We start from the raw sequence: 18721 nt of genomic DNA, 5'->3' as shown, positions 1-18721 counted from the left end.
ACCGGAGCGTTCTTTCTTTACTTTACTTTAATCCACGAGACCATTCAACTTTGCAAATGGATCGTGACGTGCATCCTCGTTCCATTCATATTCTGCTCCATTGGCCACAGTAATAGCGACCTCATGTCCGAATAGTTTTTGTATAAGTGCCAGAGCCATATCAGTTCCTGCGGAAACACCTGAGGAAGTGAAAAACTTTCCGTCTTCCACCCAACGGGCTTCCTTTATCCAGATGACCTTATCACTCTGGCTGGTAGCCCATTTGAATGACCGTTTATTGGTGGTCGCTTTTAAACCATCTATTAACCCTGTTTTTGCCAGTATGGCTGCTCCTGTGCAGATAGAGGCTACATGGGGCGTCTGTTCACCCAATTTCCTGAAGGCATCTACGAAAGGCTGATTATTTACCTCTCTTCTGGTTCCCATACCACCCGGTATCAGCAGTATGTCTAAGGCGTTGACTTCGTCAAAGGTGCGATCAACGATGACAGCAGGGCCTGCACTGCTTTTCACTGAGCCATGCCGCTCACCTATCATCAAAATATCTACCTTGTCTTTCAGTGCGCCAAACATTTCCAATGGGCCAAAAGTATCGAGCAGTTGAAAACCGTCGAATACGACCATCCCGAGTTGTAATTTATTGTCAGTGTTTTCCATCATACCTGCATGTGCCCCTGATGTCCGGGCAATTCCCTTCAATGGCCCCAAAGAAAACAACGCTGCTCCGGCTGCCATTGATTTAATAAAGTGTCTCCTTGATTCAGGCAATTGCTTCTTCATCCCTTTATCCTTTTGTTACATTAAAGTGATTGGTCTATAGCCGCCTCCATGGATCTTTGCCTTCCCGTTTCAACTGTATGAAAATACTCCTTATATAAACAAGATCCAACAGGAAGGTAGTACCCACTATAACATTCATTAAATGAGATGTACCATGGTGTAATATAAACAGGTAATAGACGCCTACGGTAAGTCCGGTACCTATACACTTAAAAACACCAATTGTCAGTGATTGTCCTCTTGCATTTCCACGTTCCCAGAGCATCAGCAGAAAACACACAGAGATAATCAGGTTCTGTATGTATGCGATAAATATAGCGCCCTGAAATATGTCTGCTTTAAAGTAGTCAGTAAACTGTGCAAAGAAGGGGCCACCTGTCAACATAATACCGAATGCTATCAGGAAAGCAAATACAGTATAAGCGATCCATGCAATTTTTGACAGACCATAACGATGATAGAAATATCTATATCCGTATCGGAAATAAGTGGCAATAATCCCTATGTCACAGAGCATCCAGACGGCATTCACAATAATACCTGCTGCACCTGTAGCGGCTGGCGGATAAACGGATAATTATATGATCAGGCGCTTCACCTTTTCTGCGCCACGTCTAACAATTTCCCACCTACGTCCACACCATCCATTGTGACTGCTGTTATATCTTCAATTCCCATAATAGTGAGACCGTCCGCAGATAGTTGCTCTGGAAATCCATGTGCTCATAATATTCTCCAAAACCGTAGCCATTGTTACCACGCACCATCAGCAGATACACCTTTTTCTCTTTTAATAATCCTGTATATGGATTCTTAGGGTTATCCTTACTGACTAAAACCGTCTCGTTTACCCGTAGCACCTGATCGATATATGCTTTCAAGGCGCTGGGTACTGACCAGTTGTACATCGGAGAGCCCAGCACAATGATGTTTGCTTCCTTCAGTTCGGCAATCAGCTGATCACTTATTTTAAGTGCCTCTATATTCTCTGCAGTGCGTGCCGCTGCAGGTGTAAAAGCCCCGGCTATCCATTTTTCTGTCACATGTGGAATAGGCTCCTGCGCGACATCTCTGTAGATAATGTTGTCATCCGGATATTTTGTCTGCCATGTTTCAACAAATACATTCGTCATATACCTGCTTAATGATCGTTCCTTACGCGCGCTTGCGTTTATAATCAGTACTTTATTCATCTTGACAATTGATTTAAAATAGACACATTGTTACTGTAATACTTATATAGCTGTTCGCTTCCCCCGGATTCCCCAGACAGTCGAGAGGATTCAGTACCGGCAGAAAAACAGTCGCTTTAGCATATTGCAACAATGATCGGATAGGTGAATAGCTGTTTTTCATGCTTCTTACATTAACGAGGCAAAATTATTTCAGGTGCAAAATTGTCTGACGGGCCAGCTACGAATAGTCAGGTAGTCCAGCTGATTTTGTTCAATTTCAGGAGCTGTTTCACTACGTAGGTACATGACTTTGATTCCTCTCACATTTTGGCTACTTTTGGCAGCTGTCATTTCATAGCTGCGCTTATATGCTTCCTTATAAAAATCTGCTTGTCATAGAAAAAAACAGCGACACAGCCGTTTTTAACCAGATTGCCATGCAATTCATTCACCTTATACAGGAAGGAAAACTTTTGCCGGGTACGGCACTCCCAAGTACCCGTACACTGGCACTTGACTTAGGCTTACACCGGAAAACAATTGTGGCAGCATATGAAATGCTTGTTTCCGGAAACTGGGTCGATAATCTGCCACGCAAAGGATTCATTGTATCACCGGATTTACCCATCGTCAGACCGCGGTCTTACCATAACGGCCGGATCGCCGCATATGAAACAGATCCCGGATTTGAATACGAACAGTTTGCCAGCTTTCCTTATCCTCCATCCATATCGTCTCAGGAGGAAATTGTTGTTGATGATGGGTTTCCTGACATCACACTGCTTCCCACACAGGTGATGTTAAAAGATACAGAAAAGCACTGGATCATTCTGTACTGAAGAAAATAAGTACAGGCTGGATCTTGAAGGGTCTTCAGACTGTAGAACTGCACTGTGCGATTTTTTGAACCAGACACGGGGAATAGATATCAAAGTTGACAATCTGCTGACCACAAAGGAGCCCAGATGGCTATATACATAGCTGCATCGCTGATCATTAAACCGGGGGATAAAGTGCTCGTCTGTGAGCCGAGCTATATCTTCGCAAATATGGTTTTTGAGGGATTGGGTGCGGAACTGATCCGGGTTCCTGTTGACAGTTACGGCATGAATACTGAAGCCGTGGAGGAAGCCCTGAAAAAACATACGATCAGATTAATCTATATCATTCCACATCATCACCACCCTACGACAGTCACCATGAGCGTCGAAAGACGCCATCATTTACTACGGTTAATCAAAAACTACCAGCTTGCAGTCATTGAGGATGACTATGATTATGATTTCCAGTTTCAGTATGAGCCCTATCTGCCATTGGCCAGTGGCGATCATGAAGGGAACATCATCTATATCGGGTCATTGACGAAAGTATTGGGGGCTCCTTTCCGGCTGGGATATATGGTCGCTGCTGAAAAATTTATACACGCGGCTGCTACCAAGCGCATGTTGATCAGTTTAAGGGGGATATCTTTACGGAGCAGGTAATTGCCAGTCTGATTACGGGCGGCGAACTGACAAGATTGATCCAGAAAGCCAATAAGGTCTATCGCCAACGTTGTCATTTTCTGGCTGATCTGCTAAATACAGAACTTGGCGATGCAATTGAATTGACACGACCTAACGGAGGGATGGCACTATGGCTGCGATTTGAACAGGATGTGCAACTGACAAAAATCCTTGAGAAAGCAGCAGTCAGGGGCCTGAAGGTCATGGGAAGTGTATACAGCAAGGGGGCTAACGCCCAATATAATGCCCTCAGATTCGGCTTTGCGTCACTCAATGAAGCCGGCTTAACAAAGCGGTAGATATACTTAAAACATCTATCCACAAACCGAAGTAATTAGAAAACAAGCACTTATTACCTTATCAACCCCATTTCCCCGAACTTTTTTGTAAAAAAAGAACCTACACAACGAAACGTACGTTTTTAATACATACCTTTGAAACATGAGCTTATTTAAGAAAGATCAAGGCCCTGATATGGTACCTACCAAGACTGAACTGGACGTGCTACAGATACTCTGGCAGTATGGTCCGTCTACTGTGCGTTTTGTGCATGATAAGCTGAACGAGCAGAAAGAAGCTGTGATCTACACCAGTACGCTGAAACTGATGCAGGTAATGAAGGAAAAGGGCATGCTGGATCGTGATGAAAGCAGTATGAAGCACGTTTACAGTGCTGTTGTGGAAGAGAACAAGGTAAAGGGTACTATGCTCGGCCGCTTTATGGATACAATGTATATGGCTCTCCCAGTGATCTGATGGTAGCCCTGTTAGGTAATGACAGAACCTCCACGGAAGAACTGCAAAAGATAAAAGAGCTGCTGAAAAAAATGGACGATAAATAGTCAAATACATGCCCATGTATCTGTACCTCAACTTACACTCCTTTGGAGAACGCCTTTTACAGGCATTCAGCTGGATGCTGGTGCATTCCCTCTGGCAGGGTATGCTGATCGCGCTGCTGGCCGTACTATTCTTACAGCTGACGAGTAAAGCGGCATCCGCCGTGAGGTACAATATTCTGTTGGTACATTTCGCCGCATTTGTGGTGGCGTGTACGGTCACCTTCTTCCGGGAACTGACAGGCAGTATATCACAAAGGGCGGTCCCTCTGGCAGACAGTATCGGACAGGGCGCCTCTACCCTCTTCCGGCTCGATGCGGTGCACGTCAAAACATTGGCGGTGAGCAGTGCGGCTTATATCTCTGCGAATGCGCATCTGCTGGTGATATTATGGGCGCTGTTCTTCGCCTTCCGTTCCTTAAAAATGATACAGGGTATGCGTTATCTGCGTCATGCCAGAAAGCAGCAGGTATATGCAGCAGGGAAGAATGGCGGAGCCGTTTACAGCAGCTTTGTGAGGCCGTAGGAGTGACGAAATCTGTACGCCTGCTGGAATCTGCCTTCGTAAAGGTACCGGTAGTGGCAGGTCATCTGAAGCCCGTTATACTCATGCCGGCTGGTCTGCTGGCAGGTCTTCCTGCGCAACAGATCGAAGCAGTTTTACTACACGAGCTCGCACATATCCGCCGTCATGATTATATCGTCAATCTGTTACAGGTATGTTGTGAAACGGTCTTCTTCTTTAATCCGGGACTCCTCTGGATCTCTGTATTGCTGCGCGATGAAAGGGAACACTGTTGTGACGATATCGCTTTGCAACAAACAGGTAGTAAGAAAACATTTATTGAAGCACTGATCAGTTTTAAGGAATATACTCTTTCTGCACAATACCCGGCAGTGGCATTTCCCGGCAGAAAGAACCAGTTATTACAACGCGTCAGCCGTATCATCAATAACCGGCATCAATCTATGGGAACGGCTGAAAAGGTCTGTTTCTTTACCGGTATGGCAATGCTTAGTGTGGTGTTATCTACCGCCGCCATCACACAACTTGGCCGCCATACCAACCTGAAAATAATACGCCTTATGTGCTTGCAAAAGGCGAAGATCTCCTCGTACTTCCTGTGAAGCCGGTATATGATACCGTTGTACCAACACCGGCACCCGCAGTGGTAGTAACCCGAAACGAGCCGATCATCACCGTTATTCATCATAAGCCAGCAATAAAGCAAAAGGAAACGCCACATGTGGAAGTACATCCTTCTCCCGCATCATCCCCCTCTCCTTCTGCTTCTCCTTCTCCGGACAGAGACGAAGAACATATGCCTGCTCCGACACCCGAAGTACAGGCACAAAGAGAGATTATATTGGCTGACAGACAACAGAAAGAACAACTCAGACTGGACAGACTACAGGCAGAAAGAGACAGGCATCAGGCGACACTGGATAAGCTGCAGGCAGACCGTGACAGAAAACAGGCAGTACTCGACCGCTTACAGGCGGATAAGGACAGAGAACAGGCCAGATTAGATCGTATACAGGCAGACAAAGACAGACAGCAGGCGGACCGTGACAGAGTACAGGCTGAGAAAGACAGACAACAAGCGATGACAGACCGCTCGAGGGCTGATCAGGAACGTGCAGCGCATGAAATGACTTTGGCAAAACATGCGGCGGAAAAAAAGGCTTTGCTCACCAATCCTTATAACGGCAACTATAACACAAACCGTTACCGGGATAAAGTAGAATAAATACAGGCCTCCCTACACAGGCCGATCATTCACTTTTAAAATACTGTTTTAAAAAAACCGTGCAGTCCGCGCGGCAGGCAGCTTATTGCCATCACTATCTGTTATTCATTATTCACTGACAATATTTTCTCACAGTCCCCGGCTGCGACAGGCGACGTATTGCCTATACCTACCGGTACATTATTAACAATTATTAAATCCATCAGACATGAACACGATCAACACCATGCGCAACACCTTCCTGGCAACTTTACTCATATGCAGTGTCAGCACTTATGCACAAAAGAAAACAAAGCCAACCATATACGGTACACACATCAACAGCGCTACAAAGAATCATGAGGAAACAATCAGTACAGATAAAGATGGTAAAACCTATGAAATGACTTTCATAGACGGTAACATGTCTACTTTCTCCATCGATGGTAAAGCAATTCCCGCCGAACAATGGAGCAACTATCAAAAGCAGATTGATGAAATCAGGGAACAGGTAAAGAAAGACCGCGAGCAGGCAGAGAAAGATCGTGCACAGGCACAAAAAGACAGGGAAAATGCCAGACTGGATCGCATACAGGCAGATAAGGACAGGCTACAATCCATACAGGACAGAAAACAGGCGCAACTCGACCGCCAGCAATCACTGAAAGACAAGGCACAGGCGGATAAAGATAAGGCACAGGCAGAACGGGACAGACAACAGGCAGATCAGGATAGAAAGCAGGCAGAGCTTGATCGTGCGCAGGCAGATAAGGATAGACAACAGGCTGAAAGAGACAGACAACAAGCGGATAAAGACAGAGCACAGGCTGTACTGGATCGTGCACAGGCAGAAAAAGACCGCGCTGCGGCTGAAGAGGATAGAAAACTGATTAATAACCTCGTCAGCGATCTCGTAGCTGATAAACTGATCACAACTAAAAGCGATATACATGAACTGGTGATCACAGATCAGGAAATGACACTTAATGAGCAGCAACAACCAGACGCTGTTTATCAGAAATATATCAGTAAATACCGTGACCTTATCAAGTCTGGTATTGCATACAAAGCTGAGGGTGGGAACATTTCTATTCAGCGGAACTGGAGGAAAAAATAAAATCTGCTGGAGAAGAATGAAAAAAGGCCCGCCATTACGGCGAGGCCTTTATTTCTTTATGCTATAACTGTTAAAGTTCCAGGCATGTAAAATACTGTCTGCCTGTGCGGCTGTAAGATTTATCTGATGGGACAGGCCGGGCGAGGAAAACTCATACTTCCAGTGATTCGTACTATCATAGAAATAAAAGATCGAGATCGCATCATTTCCTCCTTTTCCCTTCCGGAGAATATTATCCACCTCATTGATGATCTCTCCATCTTCCACGTTTACATATTTCATACTTCTAAACACGGAGTCTTTCTTTTGTGCATCAGGCGGAAACCAGTTCTTACGTTCCGACCGGTTTGGTGTTGTCCAGTCTTCAGGCAGCGGCAGGATTCCGAGTCTGTGTCTTTCGTCATTATATTTTGCACCGTAACGGTTGGCATAAGGACCATATTTATCCCACAAAGACTCTCCAAAGAAAGTAAAAAATATCGCCGCAGCTGTAGCATACGGCACCCATTTTTGATTTTTTAACATAGATCAGGGTAAATTGACAACTCCTTAAAAAAGAGACTGCCTGTAATAAAGCAGTCTCTCCTTATTCATTATTCCGGGATCAAGTTACTTAATTTCTTTCAGCATTTCGGTCACCGCTGCTTCCAGCTGATTATCCTTTCCACTGAATGCATCTTCGTAACGCAGTGGTACGCGGATATCCGGTTCCAGTTGTGTATTCTCCAACGGACGATCTCCTGTTTTACCAAAGGTGGCTACCATTGGAATACCAAATACCAGAGACTGATCGATCTGTCTTTCCCACCATACGGCGGTACCTGTTCCGGCTACCGGCATACCAATCAGTTTACCCAGGTTGTCCTGTTTGTAGATGAAAGGGAAGATATGCGCATCACTGTAGTTGCCTTCACCCATCAGTACACAGCTGGGTCTTGTCCAACGGGTCTGTGGTTCAAACGATTTCGTACGGTTGCCCTGTGGTGCAAAATTCAGGTAGGTTTTTCCATCGAGGAAATTATACAGATCATCATGCAGCCATCCGCCCCCATTGAAACGGGTGTCTACGATCAGTGCTTTTTTCTCCCTGTTCTTACCCATTACCTCGTCATATACGGAACGGAAGCTCGCGTCGTTCATACCCTGTACGTGTACATATCCTACTTTACCACCACTGAGTTTATCTACCATATTGCGCATGGTATTTACCCAGCGTTTGTATAGCAGATTACTTTCTTCTCCGTTGGAGATCGGTCTTACGGATTCATCCCAGCGTTTGTTAGCCGCAGGATCATAGATACTTACCAGCACATTGTTGCCTGTCTTGCGGTTCAGGAATAGTGCCCAATCCTGTTTAGCGGAGATCTCATCTCCATCTATACGTTCAATGATATTACCTTTTTTCAGTTTGCTGAAAGCCTTGTCAAACGGTCCGCCGTTAATTACCTCATCGACTTTCAGGCCGTTGCCGGTATACGTTTCATCATACAATAAGCCAAGTGCAGCAGTATTGTCGCCATCTGCCCGACCACCGTAATAACGGCCGCCTGTATGAGACGCATTGAGTTCACCCAGCAGTTCACTCAACAATTCCTGATAATCGTAGTTATTGCTGATGTAAGGCAGGAAGCGTTCATAGTTCTTTGCATACATTTCCCAGTCTATCTTCTTCAGCGTTGCCGGATCATAGAACTTGTCTATTACCTGTTTCCATGCATGTTCGTAGATATAACGGCGTTCTGCTTCCTGATCCAGTACAAATTCGGTACTGATAGATACCGGTGTTATTTTACCGGAAGACGCGTCTACTTTTACTACGCTGCCACGGTTGCTGACAAATACGGTATTACCGTCTTTGCTAAGGGCAATGCTACCCGGACTACCACCCAGCTTAGCCAGTATTTTGGTTTCGCCGGTTCTTGGTTCGGTTGTCCACAGATCATACCCTTTTTCAAAAGCGGCCATGTAGAAGATCTTGCTGGCATCGCTGTTCAGTACATAGTCGCCAATAGAGGCACTATTAATCGTAAATCTTACGATCCTGTTGTCCAGATTATTGAAATCAGGATTGAAAGGTTTTTTAGACGCTGCGCTATCTTTTTTAGCGGCAACGGTATCTTTTTTCTTTGCGTTATCTTCTTTTTCTTTCAGCAGATTAAAATCATCTTTAGAGAGTTTGAATCTGTCATAAGCTTCCTGATCGAAGAACACACCAAAGATGTCTACTTCCCGGCTTCCCTGACGTGCCAGTCCGCGACGACCATCACGGTCGCTCAGCCAGGTCATGATCTTACCATCTGCCGCCCATTTGGTATTGTTTTCTCCAAAGCCGCTCAGTACCGGATAGATCGTCTGTCCTTTACCATCCGCAGGAATAATCCCGGCATTGGATACGTTGAAATAACCCTGATGATCGTCTGTTACGATCCATTTGCTGTCAGGGCTCCAGGTAAATTCCCAGTCACCGTCAGCATAGGAGAAGTTACGGCCGGCCGGTAAGAGGGTACGGCTTTTCTTTGAAGCGATATTATATACGCGGAGTACGTTACGGTCTTCTACATAAGCGATCTCTTTTCCATCCGGAGAGAATACCGGCTGGAATTCTTCTGCATCTGTAGCGATCAGTGGTTCTTCTTTCAGCAGGGTAGCTGCGAAGAAATAAGGCTCTTCTGCCCGCACGACAGTCGTCTGATACACATCCCAGTTACCGTTCCTTTCGGCAGCGTATACGAGTTTCTTTCCATCAGGCGACCATGCGACTGAACGTTCCTGTTGCGGCGTATTGGTGATACGTTTGGTCATATTACCTTCTACGCTGGTCACGAAAACTTCACCACGTGCTACGAATGCCATTTCCTTTCCATCAGGACGCATAGCAAACTCGGTTACATTACCGCTGACCGGAACAGGCCGGGTAACGGAAGAACGACCGTCATTGAAGATCTGTACAGCGAGTTTCTTTGGCTGCTGCCCTTCTTTCAGGGTATAGATCTCTCCATTCCACGTAAAGCAGAGCAGGTTATCATCAGATTTTGACAGGTGACGTACCGGGTGTTTTTCGAAGTTTGTCAGCTGTTGCATCTTGCTTTTATCGGTCGCAGATGCTTTGAAGAGGTTCTGGGCGATCCCTCCTTTTTCACTCAGATAGTAGATATCGTTGTTGCCGGCGAACAGTGGTTCGCGGTCTTCTCCTTCATAGCCGGATACCTGTTTATAGGTGCCGGCAGCAAGGTCAAATACCCAGATATCTCTTGTTACGGCAGAAGTATGGTGTTTACGCCATGGATCTTCATAGCCTTTTCTATCCTGAAAAATGATCTGTGTGCCTTTGCTGTTATAGTGTGCATTTTCTGCACCTGCGGCGCTTACCAGCAGGGAGCGGCCACCCGTAACAGGTACGGTATACAGATTGGCAAAGAGTCCGGAGCTGAAACGTACACTTGCAGCGGGTGCATTACGGGAGCTACCGAAAAGGACCTGTTTATTGTCAGGTGAAAAGTCGTAAGGATAATCGCCGGCGCTGTTGTAGGTCAGGCGAACCGGCGTACCACCGGTAGCGGGCATTACGAATACATCAAAGTTACCATAGCGGTCACTGGCAAAAGCCAGATATTTACCATCATGGCTCCATACAGGCATCATGTCCTGTGCTTCATGAATGGTGACAGGTACAGCTACGCCACCATTTACATCTACGCGGTAGATGTCTCCCTTGTAACCGAAGGCGATGGTCTTACCATCAGGAGAGATAGCGGGATATCGTAGCCATTGTGCATTATCCTGCGCCTGGCTAAAGCCGGCAGTACAGCACATTGTCAATGCAAGTAGTAGTTTTCTCATAAAAAGGCGGCTGTTAATTCGCCTCTCAATATAGCAAATGCAATGACGTATTCCAGTGAGGAAATGATAAAAGGCACACGCTGCTGATGATCCGCCGCCTAAGGTCGTTTGGCATTGGCCACCACACTGTGTTTACGACCATAACCGAAGTAAATGGCAAAACCGATCAGCAACCATACTATCAGCCTGATCCAGGTATCCAGCGGCAGGGAGAACATCATGAGTAAGCAGGTCAGAATACCCAGAATAGGAACAACCGGCACCCATGGGGTCTTAAATGCCCTTGGCAGATCAGGTTGCTCTTTACGCAGGATGATCACAGCCAGACATACCATTACAAAGGCGAGCAAGGTACCAATACTGGTCATCTCTCCTACTACATGAATAGGTACCAATCCGGCGAAAAGGCTGATGAACACGCAGAGTACAATATTGGATTTATAAGGCGTTGCAAAACGCGGGTGTAGTTTTGAAAATACAGGCGGCAGCAGGCCGTCCTTGCTCATGGAATAGAATACGCGGGACTGCCCCAGCAGATCTACCAGTATCACAGAAGTATAACCGATGAGGATTGCTGCGATGACAGCGAGGAACAACCATTCATACGGAGTATGTGCAATCGCTACGGCAACAGGCGCTGCATTGTCTTTAAACTCGGTATAGTGAGCAAGACCTGTCATGACGTAACCAAACAAGATAAAAAGAATAGTACACACGATCAGGGAGCCAAGGATACCTACCGGCATATTCTTTTTAGGGTTCTTTGTTTCCTGTGCCATGGTGGCAACAATATCAAAACCGATAAAGACAAAGAACACCACCCCTGCACCGCGTAATATACCACTCAGACCGAAGTGTCCGAACTCGCCCGTATTCTGTGGAATGAACGGTTTATAGTTTTCGGGATTGATATAATGCCATCCTAAGGCAATAAAGACCAATACAACACTGATCTTCAATGCAACGACAATCGCATTAAATAAGGCAGAACCTCTTGTCCCGAAGATGATGATAGAAGTAATGAATACAATGATCAATACTGCAGGCAGGTTGATAAAACCATGTATCTGCGAACCATCCGCCAGTTTCACGAGCTCAAAAGGAGATGTAACCAGTTGTGCCGGCAGATGAATATCAAACTTAGCAAGGAAGGTCACCAGATATTTAGACCAGCTGATACCCACGGTAGCAGCACCTACGGAATATTCGAGTACCAGATCCCAGCCGATGATCCATGCAAAGAGTTCACCCATTGTTGCATAGGCATACGTATAGGCGCTACCTGCTACGGGAACCATGGAGGCCAGTTCTGCATAACAAAGTGCACTGAAAGCACAGCCTACGGCTGCCAGCAGGAAAGACAGTATAACGGCTGGTCCGGTGTTATTGGCAGCAGCGATACCTGTCAGTGAGAACAGACCGGCGCCGATGATCACTCCGATCCCTATGGCAATAAGATTAACGCCTCCGAGATTGCGTTTTAGTGTATTCGCCCCACTTTGGGCAGCTTCCTGCTGAAGACTCTCTATTGACTTTTTTATCACAGGTAAAGTTGGTTTGGCTGCAAAGGTAATTGCTTCAGACTACCCTACAAAATCAATAGGCTTTAACATGACATTTCAAAGACGAAACTATTTTGATTCGTTAACAAGTCATTAACCATATCAAGCGACCTCTTTTATATATTACAGTCTTATATTTCATAGGTATAGGGATATCAGACAGCTGCTCTTTATAGGGCGGCTTATCTTTTTTTAAGCGGTTCCCATTGATTCCCCGGCGTAAACAAACCCTTACAAACCCGCTCCCGCATTGACTTACAACAATCCACTCCTTCCCTGCACAAAAAGATGCACTGTTACTGTCGTCACAGTGATTATTTTCAAAAACAGCAAAGAATAATGTGCAGAATTTCAGCTGATGCCGGCAAGTGCATCCATGACAATTGTCTGATTAAACAGCATACCGGAAAACATGCAGGTTTATACCGTGTATATATCGGGGGATATCAACGGCGTTATAACGGCTTTTAACAGCTTCCGCCGAAGCTTCTTTTTCTATAACTTTAGATACATGATACAAGAAGAAGGCCCTCTTACCAATGAAGACATCCGGCTCCTGAAAACTGCAGGACGGATTACGGGTATACGCTGGCTGCTGCTCTTATTGTTCACCGCTATCACGCTTATTCTCGCATCATTACTGCTGATGGCCGTGTGCGGCAAACAGGCACGCATCTATATCCCCGTATCTGTCACCTTGTTCATCTCTGTCGCCATCTGCTTTTTTATGTGGCGTAGCGCCCTTAAAATGAGAAAACGTAGCAGAAGCGGTCTGCATAAAGGAAGGAAAAAAATGGTGCGTATGCGCATCAGGAATCTGATTGCCACCCCCAAAGGAGAACTGCAGTATATCACCTACAACCATGAAGTCATTGAAGTAAAATCCGCCCTCCCTGACAGAAGCTTTTTCTTTGAACAAAGATCCTCCTGTCATCAGGCTATTATCAGCAACATTTCCGGTCTGACCAACTACGAAGTCATCCTCCACATCAGTATGGAAGGCAACATCCTGCTGAAGGCAGAATATCCCCATACCTACTACCGGGAAACTACCGCCCGGATCACAACAGATGACCTGCAATTAATGAAGGAAAAACAGGCCACACTCGTAAAACTCTTCCTGACCGGCTGTACCGGTCTCGCCCTGATATTACTACTCGGTGGTATTGCCAAAGGCAATTACGTTAATCTCTACCTCGTCATTGCCGGCGTATACCTTGTCTTCTTCTTTCTGGCCACACCCGCCTATTATGTTTACAATAGCTATACCCAGTCAGAAAGTAAAGTGATCATCCGGGGAAAAGTAACTGAAATCATCTCTACCATGCAGCCCAACCGGGGCACCGGCGATGTTTATTACCGCATCTGCGATAAACTATACCTCGTCCGGCCAATCGAAAACCTGGGTACCAAAGTATTGCCGGGGAATGAAGTAGAACTCCATTTTGTGAGAAAAGCCAATGGCAGACGCGGCCGGATGCTCTATGATATCAAATGCCAGCGCTAACAAAAAGTTAGTACCTTTGTAGTCTGATAAATGTGAGAAAGATGCCAAAATTCACCACAACGCCTCCTGAAAGCGAAGCACAATGCAATGCCTCCCTGCAGGCACTCGGTGACGCCCTGTACGTTATCGGCGGGAAATGGAAACTCAGGATTATTATCGCCCTTTCTGAAGGACTCAAAAGATTCAACGAAATACAACGCAGAGTAGATGGCATATCCGCAAGGGTATTGTCCAGCGAACTAAAAGATATGGAACTGAATGGCTTTATCAGCAGAACGGTGCATCCGGGCAATACAAACCTCGTTGAGTATGAACTGACTGAATACAGCGGTACCTTACAGGACGTCGTGAGATCGCTTATAGACTGGGGTACCATGCACAGGACGAATATTAAAAACAGGATGAAACAGGTGGCCGAACCAACATCATGATACTATGCAGCTAAGCGATGGAAAATTTTATGGTAATACGGTTCGTCAGACGACACTCGAACATTTTTGTCTGACACAGACCGTATACAGTGCAGAAGTGGCATTGCCACGGCATCACCATGAAAATCCATATTTTAGTCTGCTGCTGGAAGGTAACTATCTGGAGAAAACCCAAGGGGAAGAAACAATCATCGCCGGCGGCCACTCTATCTTCAGACCCTTCGATCATGAACATGCCAATATATTTGACAACAAAAACGGCAAATGCTTCAATCTGGAGCTTAAAAGCAATATCAGCAACCAGTTCTCCCGGGAGATGAAGGATCAGAGGCCTATCATCCTTCAGCAATCCTCGCTGGACCTCTTCCTGCTGTATTACCGTTTTCTCAAAGATTACCCTGCCGATACACTGGATATGCTGTCTTTTGAGATTATCACAGCCCTGTTCGAAAAAGAACAACTTTCCCGCTTCGGACAAACACCATGGATCAACACCATTACAGCACGTATCAATGATATGCCGGCAGAACAACATAGCGTAGAACATCTGGCGGCTATCGTGAATGTCCACCCTGTTTATATGCTGCGCAAGTTCAAAGAGAAAACCGGGCTGCGTCTTTCCGAATACATCACCCGTATACGACTGGAAAAAGCAGCCAACAGCATAGTAGCTGGTAAAGGTAATCTGACAGCTATCACCTATGACAGTGGTTTCTATGACCAGCCACATTTTACGCGTCAGTTCAAAAGTTACTTTGGCGCTTCCCCCAGAGACTTTGGAAAGACTTTAAAAGGTTAGTTAGATACAAGTTTTCCCCTTCTGCCTTCCCTTACTTTGTATGCAGGAAAACACCTGTATAACATGAAAAAAGTAGCGCTCTCAATTATATTGTTGCTCATCAGTGCACGAATATCCATCGCAGTACCTATCAATCTGTTATGGGACAAAGCCGAACAGGCATTCTTTAACTATGACCTGTCCGGATCGGCGGCTGCCATCAGAGAGATCATCCATTCTCCGCAAACAACACAGGAAGACCGGGCCAAAGCATTCCGTACACTCGCGAAGCGGGACTGGCAGTTTTTTAACGATTATACATTGGCTAAAAAACACATGGACAGTGCCCTCTCAGCAACTGCTACACCCGAGAATTATATCCTGCTCAGCGATATTGAAGCCGGCGCTACGCATTATAGCGCTTCGCTCATTGCCGCTGAAAAAGCACTCTCCTCCGCCAGATCATCTGCTGAATGGCAGTCCGCCGCCCTTTGTTACGCACACACCGCTTTCCTCCAAAACAGTACCGCCCCAAAGCCCCATACAGCTACTGTAGATAAAGCTGCCCGTCTGCTGCAATCCGTCCTTGAACAAATGCCGGGACATCCCGAAGCAGCCAGACAACTCATTGGTATTGGTATTCTTAAAAAAGACGGTGCACTGATACTCAGCGGATGGAATGCTTATTTTCATTTCTCCGGTCCGCAGACGGTATGGACATATCAACAAGCCAATGCGGATACGCTGTCTTCCATTCTGCCACAATGGACAGGCCGTAATTCCTCGCAGAATGTACAGGTCGCACGTGCACTGGCCGGCTCCCGTTTCTATGAATATGCGGCAATGGTGGCAACGCCCGCTCAGCAGGATATCTTACACTATGCTGCTTTTCTACGCCAGACCGGCAAACAGATTACGCATTACTATCAGCAACTGGCACGCAAACAAGCCAATGACAGTCTGTTTGAAAAACAATTATTACAATCCTGCACAAAACTCCTGCAGCAATTACACCTGTCTGCCGGTACACAAGCTTTTACCTATGACGCTTTTCTGGAAATCATGGCGCCCCGTTTTGGTACCAGCGGATTTCTCGGTGTCAGTTCAGGCTTTTCCTCAAAAGAAATATGCCTCGGACACATCGTTAATATCACGCATAAAGAAGTGCTCCAGTACGGCTACAAAGGTGCCCTTACATTCATTGAGGTAGATCTGATGACGTCCAATGGCTTTACCGGTTGGTTTACAGATGGCAAAAGCAGGAATGGAGGCTGGTCTGTTAATGATACGATTTATCAGGTAGAGAAGCTTATATAGAGGAACCTATGAACGTATGGACGATGGTCACCGACAGCAGTGTACACAAAGAGCGGCTCGCACCTTTTGAGAATGTGATGAGCAGTAATGACTCCGCTACCATTCTGAATGGCGTAGGTATGCGCATGCGTATAGATGCACTGGATACACTTTATGCGGTATTGCAAAGACAGGGTTTACAGGGCAGGGAACTACAGATCGCTTTTATGAATGCATTCGAAACAAAACAGCAGGATGCCTCCATATTTGCACATGAAGGCAGACATAGCATCGATCAGATCTATTTTAAAAAGCAGTTTGATGAAGCGCCACCCAAAGAAAGAGAGTACAGGGCGAAACTATCAGAGATCGCCTGTGCGGACTTCCCCGTTTTCCTGCTGGGGAAGATCATCAGCAGAACAGGGCCGGGAGGTCATGGACAGGCCAATCAGATGATCCTCGAAGATGTGCTTCACTGGATGAGCAGACACCCTTCAGATATCCATGGGTATGATCCTGCCATACCTGCCATTAAACAGATCTACCGGCTGTCTGAAGCACAGATAAAGACCTGTTTCAGAGAGATAGATCCGCTTTATAAGGATAAGTATTATTCTCTTTTCAGACTTTTTACAGGATCTGCCACTGCTGCCTTTACAGCGTAGAAGCTCACGGTCATCAATGCGACACCTGCTACCAGTAATGCAGCGGTGGCAAATATCCACCCTGAGGCTAATACGGTAAGGATAGTTCTGCAGCCACTTATTCCCCACCATCCACGCCAATGGCATGGCCAGTACAAGGGAGATCATGACGAGCTTCAGGAAGTCTGTTGACAGGATAGTCACCACTGCCGCTACTGAAGCCCCCAATACTTTGCGGATACCAATCTCTTTTGTTCTTTTTCTGCGGATAATACGGACAGTCCGAACAAGCCAATACAGGAAATAAAGATCGTCAGGATAGCACTGAACAGGATGATCTGCTTCCATTTCGCTTCTGACTCATACCGTTTCCTGTTTTCCTCATTCATAAAGGTATATCATAAGGACTCAGTGGGAAGTATTTCTTATAGACCGCTGCAATGTGCGCCAGCGCAGCTGTCTCTTTACCTTTTTTTATCTTGACGAAGGTGGTACCATATTGATTCCGGTTCTTCATTGTGAAAAGCTGCTCTGTGATCGGTTGTTTTAAGTCAATATAATGATAGTCTTTCACGACGCCGATTACCGTATACTTCTCACCTTCATTATACCAGAAATCAACTCCTGTCCGATAGGATCTTTCCAGCCGGCCGCCTTTACAAATGCTTCATTCACCAATACGGCGTGTGTCGAGTCTGAAGGGAATGCTCTGGAGAAATTCCTGCCTTTTACAACCTGGATTTTCAACATGGGCAGGTATTCTTCATCTACCGTTTCGTAGCTGAAACCCACCGTCTGTTCTCCATTCACTTTCGCCGTTGTCATCCACGAACCCTCGTTTTTAAACGCCACATCTGCCACAGCACTGTTCCTCATCAGGTCTGCCCGCAGTGCATCTGCACGTAGATAAGGAATACGGTTATGTCGGAGTATCACCAGATCTTTATCATCATACCCCAGCCTGACGGGTAGTCAGATAACGGAACTGACAATAATCGTATCGTACCAATGATCAGGAAAGATGCCAGTGTAAACTGTAATATCACCATCCTTTCTGGAGATAATTCTTACCAGACAAGGTGAAGCGGTTATATAACACTTTTACCGATTAAAACCGGACAATACGGATGGATAGAATCCCGCAAGGATCCTGTCATAAAGAACAGCAGGAGATATCCGCCTACCAGTTTACGTCAAACAGGTAACTGATTGCCAACGCTTTATTGGAATTCATTAAATACCGGCAAGAGAGCTGTACGAGTATCAGGGCCAGCACAAAAGCGGCGATGCTGAGAATAAAGGACTCTCCCATGAACTGCATGATGAGCTGTATTCTGTCACCACCCACTACCTTACGGATCCCAATTCTTCGCGCGTTTCACAGAACGGGCAATCGTCAGATTGACAAAGTTGATACAGGCGATCAGCAGAATAAATGCTGCAATGCCTGAGAGTATGTAAAGAAAACAGGATCACTGGCATCTGTCAGTCCGTTATCTGCTCTGTAAGTTTTACT

General features: G+C 45.9%; 23 protein-coding genes and 1 pseudogene. 13 read left to right on the top strand and 11 right to left on the bottom strand.

All coding sequences use genetic code 11. The annotated features are described in order from the left end of the window. Positions 1–27 precede the first annotated feature (27 nt). From FEF09_RS26595 to FEF09_RS26585, 3 genes are all read right to left on the bottom strand, one after another. Complete coding sequence (locus FEF09_RS26595; protein ID WP_261387804.1) at positions 28–780, bottom strand: DJ-1/PfpI family protein; 753 nt, start codon at positions 778–780, stop codon at positions 28–30. A 34-nt stretch (positions 781–814) separates the two neighbouring features. Then, positions 815–1297 (bottom strand): hypothetical protein, encoded by a 483-nt coding sequence (locus FEF09_RS26590; RefSeq protein WP_146307912.1) that lies wholly within the window; start codon positions 1295–1297, stop codon positions 815–817. Between the two features lie 142 nt (positions 1298–1439). Beyond that, a complete protein-coding gene (locus FEF09_RS26585) occupies positions 1440–1973 on the bottom strand; it encodes an FMN-dependent NADH-azoreductase (protein ID WP_222597172.1) in 534 nt (177 codons plus the stop codon). A gap of 419 nt (positions 1974–2392) precedes the next feature. On the opposite strand from FEF09_RS26585, the gene FEF09_RS26580 reads away from it, so the two are divergent. The 8 genes from FEF09_RS26580 (at position 2393) to FEF09_RS26550 (ending at position 7147) form a co-directional block, all read left to right on the top strand. Continuing rightward, positions 2393–2794, top strand: a complete 402-nt coding sequence (locus tag FEF09_RS26580) for a GntR family transcriptional regulator (protein WP_186774547.1) — start codon at positions 2393–2395, stop codon at positions 2792–2794. 126 nt (positions 2795–2920) lie between these two features. Continuing rightward, entirely contained in the window at positions 2921–3439 is a 519-nt protein-coding gene (locus FEF09_RS26575) for an aminotransferase class I/II-fold pyridoxal phosphate-dependent enzyme (protein ID WP_146307910.1), read from the top strand. Between the two features lie 35 nt (positions 3440–3474). Beyond that, a complete protein-coding gene (locus tag FEF09_RS26570; protein ID WP_146307909.1) occupies positions 3475–3759 on the top strand; it encodes a hypothetical protein in 285 nt (94 codons plus the stop codon). 142 nt (positions 3760–3901) lie between these two features. Further along, a complete protein-coding gene (locus tag FEF09_RS26565) occupies positions 3902–4216 on the top strand; it encodes a BlaI/MecI/CopY family transcriptional regulator (RefSeq protein ID WP_261387803.1) in 315 nt (104 codons plus the stop codon). Positions 4217–4310: 94 nt separating this feature from the next. Next, on the top strand, positions 4311–4826 hold the full coding sequence (locus FEF09_RS33825; RefSeq protein WP_261387802.1) for a hypothetical protein: 516 nt from the start codon (positions 4311–4313) through the stop codon (positions 4824–4826). Continuing rightward, on the top strand, positions 4772–5428 hold the full coding sequence (locus FEF09_RS26560; RefSeq protein WP_261387806.1) for a M56 family metallopeptidase: 657 nt from the start codon (positions 4772–4774) through the stop codon (positions 5426–5428). The genes FEF09_RS33825 and FEF09_RS26560 overlap by 55 nt, the downstream gene beginning before the upstream one ends. Then, the gene (locus tag FEF09_RS26555) at positions 5389–6051 is read left to right on the top strand and encodes a hypothetical protein (RefSeq protein WP_146307907.1); all 663 of its coding nucleotides are present in this window, start codon (positions 5389–5391) and stop codon (positions 6049–6051) included. The genes FEF09_RS26560 and FEF09_RS26555 overlap by 40 nt, the downstream gene beginning before the upstream one ends. Before the next feature lie 208 nt (positions 6052–6259). Continuing rightward, positions 6260–7147, top strand: a complete 888-nt coding sequence (locus FEF09_RS26550) for a hypothetical protein (protein ID WP_146307906.1) — start codon at positions 6260–6262, stop codon at positions 7145–7147. A 48-nt stretch (positions 7148–7195) separates the two neighbouring features. On the opposite strand, the gene FEF09_RS26545 is transcribed toward FEF09_RS26550, so the two are convergent. The 3 genes from FEF09_RS26545 to FEF09_RS26535 all read right to left on the bottom strand — a co-directional run bounded on the left by FEF09_RS26545 (position 7196) and on the right by FEF09_RS26535 (position 12531). Continuing rightward, positions 7196–7672: a hypothetical protein gene (locus FEF09_RS26545; RefSeq protein ID WP_146307905.1), complete on the bottom strand. Its 477-nt coding sequence runs from the start codon at positions 7670–7672 to the stop codon at positions 7196–7198. An 84-nt stretch (positions 7673–7756) separates the two neighbouring features. Continuing rightward, positions 7757–10987: a S41 family peptidase gene (locus tag FEF09_RS26540; protein WP_146307904.1), complete on the bottom strand. Its 3231-nt coding sequence runs from the start codon at positions 10985–10987 to the stop codon at positions 7757–7759. A 98-nt stretch (positions 10988–11085) separates the two neighbouring features. Next, the gene (locus FEF09_RS26535; protein WP_146307903.1) at positions 11086–12531 is read right to left on the bottom strand and encodes an amino acid permease; all 1446 of its coding nucleotides are present in this window, start codon (positions 12529–12531) and stop codon (positions 11086–11088) included. A gap of 529 nt (positions 12532–13060) precedes the next feature. Between FEF09_RS26535 and FEF09_RS26530 the strand changes: the two genes are divergently transcribed. From FEF09_RS26530 to FEF09_RS26510, 5 genes are all read left to right on the top strand, one after another. Beyond that, positions 13061–14056, top strand: a complete 996-nt coding sequence (locus FEF09_RS26530; RefSeq protein ID WP_146307902.1) for a hypothetical protein — start codon at positions 13061–13063, stop codon at positions 14054–14056. A gap of 41 nt (positions 14057–14097) precedes the next feature. Next, complete coding sequence (locus FEF09_RS26525) at positions 14098–14487, top strand: winged helix-turn-helix transcriptional regulator (RefSeq protein ID WP_146307901.1); 390 nt, start codon at positions 14098–14100, stop codon at positions 14485–14487. Between the two features lie 4 nt (positions 14488–14491). Next, positions 14492–15286, top strand: a complete 795-nt coding sequence (locus tag FEF09_RS26520; RefSeq protein ID WP_146307900.1) for a helix-turn-helix domain-containing protein — start codon at positions 14492–14494, stop codon at positions 15284–15286. A 63-nt stretch (positions 15287–15349) separates the two neighbouring features. Continuing rightward, positions 15350–16582, top strand: coding sequence for a hypothetical protein (locus FEF09_RS26515; protein ID WP_146307899.1), 1233 nt, complete (start codon positions 15350–15352; stop codon positions 16580–16582). An 8-nt stretch (positions 16583–16590) separates the two neighbouring features. Further along, positions 16591–17226 (top strand): hypothetical protein, encoded by a 636-nt coding sequence (locus tag FEF09_RS26510; RefSeq protein ID WP_146307898.1) that lies wholly within the window; start codon positions 16591–16593, stop codon positions 17224–17226. Positions 17227–17355: 129 nt separating this feature from the next. Here the strand turns inward: FEF09_RS26510 and FEF09_RS34585 are convergent. From FEF09_RS34585 to FEF09_RS33820, 5 genes and pseudogenes are all read right to left on the bottom strand, one after another. Then, positions 17356–17433: pseudogene (locus tag FEF09_RS34585) on the bottom strand (hypothetical protein); the annotation flags it as partial. Then, entirely contained in the window at positions 17418–17594 is a 177-nt protein-coding gene (locus FEF09_RS32000; protein WP_222597171.1) for a hypothetical protein, read from the bottom strand. The pseudogene FEF09_RS34585 and the gene FEF09_RS32000, both read right to left, overlap by 16 nt. Continuing rightward, complete coding sequence (locus tag FEF09_RS31995; protein WP_222597170.1) at positions 17591–17779, bottom strand: hypothetical protein; 189 nt, start codon at positions 17777–17779, stop codon at positions 17591–17593. The genes FEF09_RS32000 and FEF09_RS31995 overlap by 4 nt, the downstream gene beginning before the upstream one ends. 8 nt (positions 17780–17787) lie before the next feature. Next, a complete protein-coding gene (locus tag FEF09_RS31990; RefSeq protein WP_222597169.1) occupies positions 17788–18141 on the bottom strand; it encodes a hypothetical protein in 354 nt (117 codons plus the stop codon). Positions 18142–18385: 244 nt separating this feature from the next. Beyond that, complete coding sequence (locus FEF09_RS33820) at positions 18386–18553, bottom strand: hypothetical protein (protein ID WP_261387801.1); 168 nt, start codon at positions 18551–18553, stop codon at positions 18386–18388. Between the last annotated feature and the right edge of the window lie 168 nt (positions 18554–18721).

The organism is Chitinophaga pinensis, from assembly GCF_007896845.1.
Lineage (GTDB): Bacteria > Bacteroidota > Bacteroidia > Chitinophagales > Chitinophagaceae > Chitinophaga > Chitinophaga pinensis_C.
This window is presented reverse-complemented; position numbering and strand designations above follow the sequence as displayed.

Bases quoted from the DNA above. Each gene is read 5' to 3' on its own strand.
- FEF09_RS26595 (WP_261387804.1), bottom strand. From the start codon at position 780: ATGAAGAAGCAATTGCCTGAATCAAGGAGACACTTTATTAAATCAATG.
- FEF09_RS26590 (WP_146307912.1), bottom strand. From the start codon at position 1,297: ATGCTCTGTGACATAGGGATTATTGCCACTTATTTCCGATACGGATAT.
- FEF09_RS26585 (WP_222597172.1), bottom strand. From the start codon at position 1,973: ATGAATAAAGTACTGATTATAAACGCAAGCGCGCGTAAGGAACGATCA.
- FEF09_RS26580 (WP_186774547.1), top strand. From the start codon at position 2,393: ATGCAATTCATTCACCTTATACAGGAAGGAAAACTTTTGCCGGGTACG.
- FEF09_RS26575 (WP_146307910.1), top strand. From the start codon at position 2,921: ATGGCTATATACATAGCTGCATCGCTGATCATTAAACCGGGGGATAAA.
- FEF09_RS26565 (WP_261387803.1), top strand. From the start codon at position 3,902: ATGAGCTTATTTAAGAAAGATCAAGGCCCTGATATGGTACCTACCAAG.
- FEF09_RS33825 (WP_261387802.1), top strand. From the start codon at position 4,311: ATGCCCATGTATCTGTACCTCAACTTACACTCCTTTGGAGAACGCCTT.
- FEF09_RS26550 (WP_146307906.1), top strand. From the start codon at position 6,260: ATGAACACGATCAACACCATGCGCAACACCTTCCTGGCAACTTTACTC.
- FEF09_RS26545 (WP_146307905.1), bottom strand. From the start codon at position 7,672: ATGTTAAAAAATCAAAAATGGGTGCCGTATGCTACAGCTGCGGCGATA.
- FEF09_RS26540 (WP_146307904.1), bottom strand. From the start codon at position 10,987: ATGAGAAAACTACTACTTGCATTGACAATGTGCTGTACTGCCGGCTTT.
- FEF09_RS26530 (WP_146307902.1), top strand. From the start codon at position 13,061: ATGATACAAGAAGAAGGCCCTCTTACCAATGAAGACATCCGGCTCCTG.
- FEF09_RS26525 (WP_146307901.1), top strand. From the start codon at position 14,098: ATGCCAAAATTCACCACAACGCCTCCTGAAAGCGAAGCACAATGCAAT.
- FEF09_RS26520 (WP_146307900.1), top strand. From the start codon at position 14,492: ATGCAGCTAAGCGATGGAAAATTTTATGGTAATACGGTTCGTCAGACG.
- FEF09_RS26515 (WP_146307899.1), top strand. From the start codon at position 15,350: ATGAAAAAAGTAGCGCTCTCAATTATATTGTTGCTCATCAGTGCACGA.
- FEF09_RS26510 (WP_146307898.1), top strand. From the start codon at position 16,591: ATGAACGTATGGACGATGGTCACCGACAGCAGTGTACACAAAGAGCGG.
- FEF09_RS32000 (WP_222597171.1), bottom strand. From the start codon at position 17,594: ATGAATGAGGAAAACAGGAAACGGTATGAGTCAGAAGCGAAATGGAAG.